This is a genomic window from Rhizobium azibense (assembly GCF_004342325.1).
Lineage (GTDB): Bacteria > Pseudomonadota > Alphaproteobacteria > Rhizobiales > Rhizobiaceae > Rhizobium > Rhizobium etli_B.
Map to the genome: position 1 here is coordinate 65643 of NZ_SMBJ01000017.1, position 7630 is coordinate 73272.

General features: G+C 59.4%; 7 protein-coding genes, 1 tRNA gene and 1 pseudogene. 8 read left to right on the forward strand and 1 reads right to left on the reverse strand.

The annotated features are described in order from the left end of the window. The first annotated feature begins 16 nt into the window (after positions 1-16). Together EV130_RS29935 and EV130_RS29940 are read left to right on the forward strand one after the other, a co-directional pair. A complete protein-coding gene (locus EV130_RS29935; protein ID WP_074061340.1) occupies positions 17-511 on the forward strand; it encodes a peptide deformylase in 495 nt (164 codons plus the stop codon). Positions 512-586: 75 nt separating this feature from the next. After that, positions 587-1084: a BON domain-containing protein gene (locus EV130_RS29940; RefSeq protein WP_074061341.1), complete on the forward strand. Its 498-nt coding sequence runs from the start codon at positions 587-589 to the stop codon at positions 1082-1084. Positions 1085-1163: 79 nt separating this feature from the next. On the opposite strand, the gene EV130_RS29945 is transcribed toward EV130_RS29940, so the two are convergent. Next, a tRNA-Leu gene (locus EV130_RS29945) sits at positions 1164-1248 on the reverse strand. Between the two features lie 174 nt (positions 1249-1422). Between EV130_RS29945 and lipB the strand changes: the two genes are divergently transcribed. The 6 genes and pseudogenes from lipB to EV130_RS32980 form a co-directional block, all read left to right on the forward strand. Further along, positions 1423-2136: a lipoyl(octanoyl) transferase LipB gene (gene lipB, locus EV130_RS29950; protein WP_074061342.1), complete on the forward strand. Its 714-nt coding sequence runs from the start codon at positions 1423-1425 to the stop codon at positions 2134-2136. 61 nt (positions 2137-2197) lie between these two features. After that, entirely contained in the window at positions 2198-3136 is a 939-nt protein-coding gene (locus EV130_RS29955; protein ID WP_074061343.1) for a DMT family transporter, read from the forward strand. An 85-nt stretch (positions 3137-3221) separates the two neighbouring features. After that, on the forward strand, positions 3222-3914 hold the full coding sequence (locus tag EV130_RS29960; protein WP_074061344.1) for a hypothetical protein: 693 nt from the start codon (positions 3222-3224) through the stop codon (positions 3912-3914). A gap of 103 nt (positions 3915-4017) precedes the next feature. Continuing rightward, positions 4018-6027, forward strand: a complete 2010-nt coding sequence (locus tag EV130_RS29965; RefSeq protein ID WP_074061345.1) for an acetyl-CoA carboxylase biotin carboxylase subunit — start codon at positions 4018-4020, stop codon at positions 6025-6027. A gap of 115 nt (positions 6028-6142) precedes the next feature. Next, positions 6143-7405: a zinc metalloprotease gene (locus tag EV130_RS29970; protein ID WP_074061346.1), complete on the forward strand. Its 1263-nt coding sequence runs from the start codon at positions 6143-6145 to the stop codon at positions 7403-7405. Between the two features lie 130 nt (positions 7406-7535). Then, a pseudogene (locus EV130_RS32980) lies at positions 7536-7630 on the forward strand (GNAT family N-acetyltransferase); the annotation flags it as partial.

Here is a 7630-nt window from a genome sequence, read left to right on the forward strand (position 1 = left end):
ACAAGGACCGCCGCCGATGGCCATTCGCCCCATTCTTCGCTATCCGCATTCCGGCCTGAACACGTTGTGCGAACAGGTGACGGTCTTCGATTCGCGACTGCGTCAGCTTGCCGACGATCTTTTGGAGACGATGCGTGCCGCACCCGGCGTCGGCATCACGGCCGCCCATGTCGGCGTCTTCCTGCGGGTGGTCGTGATTGAGCTCAACAAGGCGGACGGGGTCCGGATCTTTATCAATCCTGATATCATTTCGGTTTCGAATGAGCTCATGCGCCAGACCGAAGGAAGTGTGTCGATGCCGGGCATGACCGACGAGGTGACGAGACCCCGCCAAGTCCATTTCCGCTACCAGGACATCAACGGTGTCCAGCATGAAGAGCATGCCGATGGATTACTGGCAATTTGCATTCAGCACGAAATCGACCAGCTTGACGGAATTTTCTGGCTCCAGCGCCTGTCGAAGCTGAAGCGCGACCGCTTGATCCGCAAGTGGGTAAAAGCGACGCGGTGATTTCACGAAACTTTGGCGAACCATTCCGGACCACGCGCGTTCTTCGATCAACGCAACGCCTGAGGGAGAATGACGATGCCAAGGCAGAACGACAAGACCACCTTTTCTCGCGAAGACGATTATCGCGATTACGAAGAGCGCAATCTTGACGAAGGCTGGCCCTATTCCGACGAAGCAGGTGCGCGATCACCTGAACCGAAAAATCGTGCCTATGGCGAAACGCCGGCAAACTTCGACCGCGACCCCAACAGCGGTTTTCGCGTTGACGGAACGGACGAGCACGGAAACGAAAACCGGCTCAAGGATTCGCTGAGGGCCAATACGATCGATCGCGACGAAAGCGACGATCTCGAAGCGCGCGTGACGGAGAATCTGGAAAACATCCCCGATCTGAACCTAGACAGCATCGAAGTTCATGCCGACGGCCATACCGTCACTCTGGAAGGCGCGGTCGAGACCATCGGCATGGCAAGGAAGGTCGAACTCGGTGCGCTCTCGGTTGATGGGGTCTATCAGATCCGCAATCGCCTGGAAACGATCGGCGTTGATTCGCATCTTCCGGACGAGGATTGAAGTTCCCGAGCAGAAAGGCAACGACCCATCCGCATGCCGCACCCGACATGCGGATTCTTACATTTTCTCTGGAAGAGAATGGTGCGGTCGAGAAGACTCGAACTTCCACGGGTTGCCCCACAGCGACCTCAACGCTGCGCGTCTACCAATTCCGCCACGACCGCATCGTGGTAGATGCCGATTTGCGTCGGCGGGGCAGCATGTAGCAAAAGCATTTGGGGTGCACAAGGGCGATATGGCAGATTTTTGCAAAACAAATCACAGCATTTGAATTGGCCGTCAAACGGGGTCATATAGGCGGTCTGCCGCCTGCAACCGCCGTGCGGCGAGGAAAGTCTATGCTGCGCACCGATCTGCAATTCTCGATGTTTCCGGTTGAAGCTTCAAGGCCGGTGCGTTGGCGCATCGCCGAGGGGCTCGTTCCTTATAGCGAAGCTGTCGAGACGATGGAGCGCGAGGTTGCCGTGATCGCCGAGGGCGGCGACGAGCTCGTCTGGCTCGTCGAGCATCCGCCCCTCTATACGGCAGGCACCAGCGCCAATGCGAAGGACCTTGTGCAGCCGGACCGTTTTCCGGTTTTTGCGACGGGCCGCGGCGGCGAATACACCTATCATGGCCCCGGCCAGCGTGTTGCCTACGTGATGCTTGACCTCAGACGCCGGCGGCAGGATGTGCGCGCCTTCGTCGCGGCACTGGAAGAAGTGGTGATCCTTACTCTCGGTTCGATGAATGTACGCGGCGAGCGGCGCGAGGACCGCGTCGGCGTCTGGGTGCGACGGCCGGAGAAACCGCTTCTTCCGGACGGCAGCATGAGCGAGGACAAGATTGCTGCGCTTGGCATCCGGCTTCGCAGATGGGTGACGTTTCACGGTTTGTCGCTCAACGTCGATCCCGACCTCGACCATTTCGCCGGCATCGTGCCCTGCGGGATTTCTGCCTACGGCGTGACCAGCCTTGTCGATCTCGGCCTGCCGGTGATGATGGTGGATGTGGATATGCGCCTGCGGGAAGCCTTCGAATCGGTCTTCGGCAAAACGGTGGGCGAGCGCTAGGTGCCATATTGATCGGCATCCAATCCTGTGGTTGATGGCTTCGTTTGCGAAAGCCTGCACCATGTCCCAAGAACAATCTCCGCGAAATCCGCTCCAAGGCATGGTGATCATGGCCGGCGCCATGATCGTCCTTCCCGCCATGGACGCGATCGCCAAATACATGGCAACCTTCGAGGCGATGTCGCCGGGGCAGGTGACTTTCTACCGCTTCTTCTTTCAGGTCGCCTGCACGCTTCCTATCCTGCTTGCCGTTTTCCGCTGGAAGGCGCTTTCGGCAAAGCGGCCAAGGATGAACCTGCTGCGGGGCGCCTTGCATGGCGCAGCCAGCCTACTTTTCTTCGTCGCGGTGAAATACATGCCGCTCGCGGATGTTTTCGCGATCTATTTCGTGGAACCATTCATGCTGACGGCTCTTTCAGCGCTCTTCCTCGGCGACAAGGTCGGCTGGCGGCGTTGGGCGGCGATCGTCGTCGGCTTCGCAGGCGCGATGATCGTCATACAGCCGAGCTACGAAATCTTTGGCCTGAAGGCGCTGCTGCCAGTGCTTTGTGCTTTTCTTTTCTCGCTCTATCTCTTCCTCAACCGGGCAATCGGTGAGGCCGATTCGCCGTTAACGATGCAGACCTTGGCCGGGATCGGTGGAACGCTCTTCATGGGGGCAGCGCTGCTTGGCGGAAATGCGCTGGCAATGCCCGATTTCGAAATGTCGCTTCCCTCGTCGGTATCGGGCCTCGTCCTGCTGCTCGTGCTCGGCACCATCTCCGGCTATGCGCATATGCTGGTCGTTAAGGCATTCCGCCTTGCGCCGCTGTCGCTGCTTGCCCCGTTCCAATATTTCGAGATCATTTCGGCGACCGTGCTCGGTTACGCGCTGTTCAACGATTTTCCCAGTTTTTCCAAATGGATCGGCATCTTCATCATCGTCGCGTCCGGCCTCTACATCATCTGGCGCGAACGCGCACAGTCAAGGTCGCTAAAATCATCCGAAACAACTGCGTAGTCGATTAACCCTTGTCGTTGAGGGTTCTTCAATTCCGCCCGGCTAAAATCATTTCCGGCTTCATGAAGAAGTCTGGAGATGAAAGATGAGCGAATTCCGACTCGCTTTTCCGGCATGCGTGATTGCGGGAAAGCATCGGCTCACCGCCGACGATATCGGCCTCTTGCGCAAGCACAGCTTTCCGAACGGCGTCCGGAGGGCCGACGACGTCATTGTCATGCTGGCGCTGAATAATTCCTGTCCTGAAAAATGCCCCGAATGGAGCTCCTTTTTCGTGGAAGAACTCGCCGGTTTCATCGTCAACTACAGCTATCCGCAACGCTCTCTGGACGACATCAACGCCGCATGGATCATGCGCATGTTCGCGACCGACGGCGTCATCAATTCGGCGCTCGAACTGGAACTCGTGCTGCACATCATTGAGATTTCCTCCCATGTGCCGGACGAGCTGCGCGCCTTTGCGCTTGATCAGCTGCGCCTTGCGATTACCGACGATGTCGGCGGCTACAAGCTGTCGCGCACAGTGGAGCGCAAGGGCATCGCTCGCCAGGACATCGATTTCGTGATGCGCGTGCTGCGCAACGTCTGCGAGGGCGGTGTAATTCCGGTTTCGCATCTCACCCACAGCGTCTTACGCCGGATCGAAGCGGAAACCCTTCCTTCTGCCAATCATCCCCGCTGGGCTGAAATCCTGCAGGCGCTCCAGCTTCGCGAGTACGCCGAGCCGCGGACAAGCCGGTGGCTGCGGATCGTGGACGATGAACAAGCCGTTGCGTGAATTGCCTTAGGACAGATCCCTCCTTACCGACAGATTTCGCACGATTGTGCGCCTCCGCGTTTGTGCGTAGAACTTCTGGACGCATTTTTCGGGTGGAGTCTGCATGTTCAAGAAAATCCTGATCGCGAACCGCGGCGAGATCGCTTGTCGCGTGATCAAGACTGCGCGCCGCATGGGCATCGCAACGGTCGCGGTCTATTCGGACGCAGACCGCGATGCCCTTCACGTCGAAATGGCCGATGAGGCAGCGCATATAGGCCCGGCGGCGGCAGCCGAGAGCTATCTCGCCGCCGAAAAGATCATCGCCGTCTGCAAGCAGACCGGCGCCCAAGCTGTCCACCCCGGCTACGGCTTCCTTTCCGAACGGGCCTCCTTCTGCGAAGCCCTGGAAAGGGAGGGCATCGTCTTCATCGGGCCGAAGCCGAAGGCCATCAGGGCGATGGGCGACAAGATCGAATCGAAGAAGTTCGCCAATGCCGCCAAGGTTTCAACGGTGCCGGGCTATCTCGGCATAATCGAGGATGCAGCGCACGCCGAAAAGATCGCCGGTGAAATCGGCTATCCAGTGATGATAAAGGCTTCGGCCGGCGGCGGCGGCAAGGGGATGCGCATCGCCTGGAACGAGGCGGAAGTCCGCGATGGTTTCGAGCGTGCCCGCTCAGAGGCAAGGAGTTCTTTCGGTGACGATCGCGTCTTCATCGAGAAGTACATTGTCGATCCGCGCCATATCGAAATCCAGGTGCTGGCCGATGCGCACGGCAATACCGTCTATCTCGGCGAGCGCGAATGCTCGATCCAGCGGCGGAACCAGAAGGTCGTCGAAGAGGCGCCCTCGCCTTTCCTCGACGAAAAGACCAGACAGGCGATGGGCAAGCAGTCGGTGGCGCTGGCGAAGGCAGTCGATTATCAGAGCGCAGGAACGGTAGAATTCATCGTCGACCGCGACCGCAATTTCTATTTCCTCGAAATGAACACACGGCTGCAGGTCGAGCATCCGGTGACGGAATTGGTGACCGGAATCGATCTCGTGGAGCAGATGATCCGGATTGCCGCGGGTGAAACGCTTGCCTACAGCCAGAAGGAAATAAAGTTGAATGGCTGGGCGATCGAAAGCCGCCTCTATGCCGAAGATCCCTATCGCAACTTCCTGCCGTCCATCGGCCGCCTGACGCGTTACCGCCCGCCCGCCGAAGGCCGGCATGGCGGCTCGATCGTCCGCAACGATACCGGTGTCTTCGAGGGCGCGGAAATCTCGATGTATTACGATCCGATGATCGCCAAGCTTTGCGCCTGGGCCGCGGACCGCTCGGCAGCGATCGAGGCCATGAGCCAGGCACTCGACGGCTTCGTGGTTGACGGCATCGCGCATAATCTGCCGTTCCTCTCGGCATTGATGAAGCACCCGCGCTGGCGCGAGGGCCGACTTTCAACCGGTTTCATTGCCGAGGAATATCCAAACGGCTTTGCGCCGATGGCTCCCGATCGGGGCGAGGAGGCGCTGCTTGCGGCCGTAGCGCTTTCCGCAGCGCTGATCGAAGCCAATCGCCGCGAACGCCATATCGACCGATTGCGCGCCCCCGACGGTAATCTTCGAGAGGAATGGGTCGTGAAGATCGGCACGGACTATGTGCCGATCAGGCTTGCCGATGGACTGGTAACGGTCCCGTTCGACATGAAGATGGAAGCAGCGGGAGAAAAATTTCACGTTGTCACCGAATGGCGACCCGGTGAGCCCGTCTGGAACGGGATAATCGGCGGACGGGCGGTGACGGCCCAGATTCGGCCGGTTCTGAACGGCATGCGCATCGATTGGCAGGGCCTCGCAGTCCGCGCCACGGTTTTCACGCCGCGCCACGCCGAACTCGACGCCCTGATGCCGGTCAAGCTCCCGCCGGACACCTCAAAGCTGCTGCTTTGCCCGATGCCGGGACTGGTGATCTCGATCGCCGTCGCGGAGGGCCAGGAAGTCAAGGCCGGCGAGACGCTTGCCGTCGTGGAAGCAATGAAGATGGAAAACGTGCTGCGCGCCGAACGCGATCTGGTGATCGGCAAGATCAATGCGAAGCCCGGCGAAAGCCTAGCGGTCGATGCAGTGATCCTGGAATTCGCCTGATCCGGATTGGCACAGGCCCAGCTGTGCCGCCGGCGACGCGGCGACGCATTTGTTAAGGTCTTGCAGCCTAGTATGCGGCGTTTTCGTCCTGTGGCTGGGATCCCCGGAGACACGAATGACGGCGCTGCAATCTGCCGCCCTGCTGCTTTTCATCAATCTTGGCCTGCTCTGGCTGCTCATGCGCATACCACTCGGCGTGCGCACGATTCGCCTGAAGCAGACATTCCAGAGACCGCCGGAGGAGCTGTGGAGGGCGATCAATCCCGCCGGTAGCGACGCCAACTGGCACCATTGCGTCATCAGCAGCAAGCCGCTCAAAAACCGCGCAGGAATCGTCGAGCAGATCTACAGCCATTTGGACCGCGACGGCGCGCCTCTGCGCCGCTTGCTGGCTTTGGAGCCATTGCCGGCCGCCGGCGGACGCGGCTTTCGTTCGCGCATCGCCGACGACAGCACTCTCGATGTGGCCTTCTGGCGGGATTTCAGCGAAAGCAGGATCGTCCGCCGACTGCCCGACGGCGCCGAGATCGAGATTACGCAGACGGATCGTTACCGCGGCCTCGCCTTCCTCCTCTTTCGATATGTCATGCTGCGCCGGGAGCTGCGTGCGCTCGAGGGGTGGCTGGAAACCGGTGCATCGGTCCCGCAGGGATATTTCGAACATCCCGCCTTTCAATGCGGCCTGGCTGTTCTCTCGACGTTTTTGCTTTGGCCGTTCTTCGGACTTACGACATCCGGGCTGATGATCTCGACATTTCTCACCCTTGTCATTGCTCTGCACGAGCTCGGACATCTCGCCGCCTACCGGACTTTCGGACATGAATCCGTGCGCATGATCTTCGTGCCGTTCCTCGGCGGCATCGCAATTGGCGGCAGACCCTACAAGAGCCATTTCGAGGTGGCCACCTGTGCGTTGATGGGGCCGGGCATCTCGGCCTTCTTCGTGCCTATCCTGATTGCCGCCGACAACATCTCGGCGCATGGCCTGCTGTCGGAGCATTTCCGCGCCCCGCTATTGATCTTTCTGCTCATCCTCGGTGCTTTCAACCTGCTCAATCTTCTGCCAATGCAAAGGTTCGACGGTGGTCAGGTCTTGCGACAGATCTTCAGAACGCCGCGCTCGTTGATCGCAGCGAGCTTTGCCATTACGGCCTGCATTCTCGTCATCGGCTGGGAGATCGGCGTTCCCAGCGGCATCCTGGCTGCAGCGCTTGCCGTCTTCATCCTGCTCAGCATGATTGGCGCGGGATCCCTCAAGCCGCGCCACAAGCTGGAGGAAATGAAGGCCTATGAGCGCCTGCTGGTCACCTTCGGTCTTTATGCTGCGATCCTCATTCACGGCTATGCAGTTATTTTTTCCGCGGAGCAGCTTTTTTGAGACTCTGAGCAAACGGGTTGTCGCAAGTAGCTGATTTTGCGATAATGTGGTGGCCGACTTTCCTTTTGTCTTGAGCTGCCGTCGCCCGGCATGCCAAGGTCATGCCGGAAGATCACGAGGAGATTGGACGATGGACGTTCGCGCCGCCGTTGCCGTTCAGGCTGGAAAACCGCTGGAAGTCATGACCGTACAGCTTGAAGGCCCGCGGGCCGGCGAGGTTCTGGT